The organism is SAR324 cluster bacterium (assembly GCA_029245725.1).
GTDB lineage: Bacteria > SAR324 > SAR324 > SAR324 > NAC60-12 > JCVI-SCAAA005.
The window spans coordinates 1-2,498 of sequence record JAQWOT010000073.1 but is presented as its reverse complement, the minus strand read 5'-3'; the positions used below and the strand labels follow the sequence as shown (position 1 = coordinate 2,498).

Annotated in this window: 2 protein-coding genes; both read right to left on the bottom strand. The window is 41.5% G+C overall.

The genetic code is table 11. The annotated features are described in order from the left end of the window. A partial coding sequence (locus P8O70_03135; protein MDG2195877.1) for a molybdopterin-dependent oxidoreductase occupies positions 1 to 2,183 on the bottom strand: 2,183 nt, incomplete at its 3' end. Beyond that, positions 2,180 to 2,498: 2Fe-2S iron-sulfur cluster-binding protein (locus P8O70_03130; GenBank protein MDG2195876.1), on the bottom strand; the 319-nt coding region annotated here is incomplete at its 5' end. The genes P8O70_03135 and P8O70_03130, both read right to left, overlap by 4 nt.

The window sequence follows — 2,498 nt, the reverse complement described above, 5'->3', positions numbered from 1 at the left end:
TCCTTTCGAATTGGGAGTCTCCTCACACGTTTGCCTGTTGCAGCGAACACAGCGTTGGCTACTGCAGGGCCAATAACTGGCGTACCAATTTCTCCAATTCTCCCTTGTTTGGCGCTACTTGCAACTAGATGTATGTCAATTGGGGGGGTGTCCTTCAATCTTAGCATTTTATAATCATCATAATTACTCTCAACAATCTGTCCATTTTGAATGTTAATTTCTCCAAGAATTACAGCATTGAGTCCAAAGATTATAGATCCTTCAACTTGTTGATGCACTAAGTGAGGATTATGGGTGGGTCCACAGTCTAAGACACAAGTGATTTTGTGAATGTCAATTTGACCTCTTTGATTGATTGAAATTTCTGCAACCTGTGCCTGTATACAGTTTAGTGAATCCGCATAAGCAAAACCTTGGAAATGGCCTTTCTGTGGTTTGCCCCAATTGCTTTGCAGTTTTGCTTTCTCTAAAACGTTCAAAGAACGTTTGTTATGTTTTAACAATTTTGTCCTAAGCTCTAATGGATCTGCCTCACTAATTTGAGCTATCTCATCTATAAAGCTCTCTATTGCAAATTTGTTCCCTGCAGCCCCAACACTTCTCCAAAATCCCCATTTCATATCAATATCTGAGGGCACGTACTTGACATCAATATTTGGAATTAAATATTGATTTTCAATATCATCAAGAGGTTGCTGAGGCATACCCTCTACGATGAAAAGATCGTAACCATTTTCATAAATCCATGGTGGGAAGAAAGATCCTAGAGCTTGCGCAATATGAAGGGACGATGACGGTGATACTAATTTGGCCTCAAAAGAAGTTGGTAACCCTTTTGTATCAAGTCCTGCTTTCAATTTAACTAGTGATGGTGGTCTATAAAATCCACCCCACAAATCTTCCTCTCTGCTCCAAGTGATTTGAACAGGTTTACCCAAAACCTTGGATGCTACAATCGGTGGTACAACAAAATCTGCTTCTGTTTTTCTACCAAAACCACCGCCTAAAAAAGTTGTATTTATTTTGATTTTATCTGGAGTAAGACCGGTCACTTGTGATGCAACCATTACAGGTATGTCTTGCACCTGAACTGGCCCCCAAAATTCGCATTGATCCTTTGTAACATTTGCGGAAGCGGTTAACGGTTCCATTGCCGCATGGGCTTGAATGGAAAGTTCGTACTCACGTTCAACAATGGTTAAAGATGTAGAAAATCCCTTTTCAACGTTGCCCACCTTATTTCCAGCTTGGACCCCCTCTTGCCTTGAGTCTTCGTGCAATCGCATTTTTATTGATTCATTGTTGAGATCTACATTTCCCCCCTCAGTGTTAATAATTATTTTTGAAGCGCTTTGCATTGCTGACCAAGTTGAACTTGCTACTACAATAACCATGTCTTCAAGTGGTATGGAAGTGATGTAGCCATCAATCGATTTAGCTTTGGATTCATCAATCCCAATAATTTTGCTTCCAAGAATGGGTGTGTTTTTAATGGTTCCATAAAGCATTTCAGGTAATTGAATATCAGCACCAAATACCGCTTTCCCACTGATTTTGGATGATGTATCCCACCTCTTAATTGGCTTGCCAATAGTTTTAAATTCAATCGATTCCTTGATTTTGGGATTCTCAGGAATCTTTAATTTTGTAGCTTTCTCAACAAGTTTACCGTAACTAAGTTTTTTATCTGTAATCGTATTAATTACATACTCACCATCTACTGTGAGATTATTTGGTGAGACATCCCATTCATTTGCTGCTGCAGAAACTATCATTTCTCGGGCAGTGGCACCGATATTTTGGTAATATTTGCCCCACCCCATAAGAGACGTGCTGCCCCCAGTCATCTGCAACTGCAACTTATTGCTGGTCATGTAAGACACGATAGGGTTCTTGAAGGCCGGATGAAAAATTGTCTGGATATCCTCAACTTGGTCCAAAGTCATCTCCAGTTCTTCAACTACACTCATGGCTAGGGAAGTATAGATCCCCTGCCCCATCTCCACCACGGGGACCCCCAATCGAATTTTTCCTTGATTAGTCATTTGAAGGAAGGGTCCTAACTGGGAAGAAACACTTTGGACTTCAGCGGCAGCAGATGCCTCGAATCCCAATAAAAGTCCACCTGTAACTAGTGCTGAGCTTCTTAAAAAATCTCGCCGATTCAGTGCAACAATTTTCATGCTTCCTCCTTTTGAATTTCAGCAGCTCGGTGAATGGCAGCCCGTACTTGGTTGTAGGTTCCACAGCGGCATATATTTGTTAGGAGGCGGTCAATCATTTGATCCTCGGGCTCTGGCATCATCTTAATAAAAGCTGCTGTCGCCATGATAAATCCTGGTTGACAATAGCCACATTGAGGAACATCAATCTCTGCCCAAGCACGCTGAACAGGATGTTGATTATCTTCAGAGAGTCCCTCGATTGTAATGATGTTTTTCCCGGCTACTTCTTCAAGGGTTTCTCCACAGGAGCGGACAGCCTTTCCATTGACATGG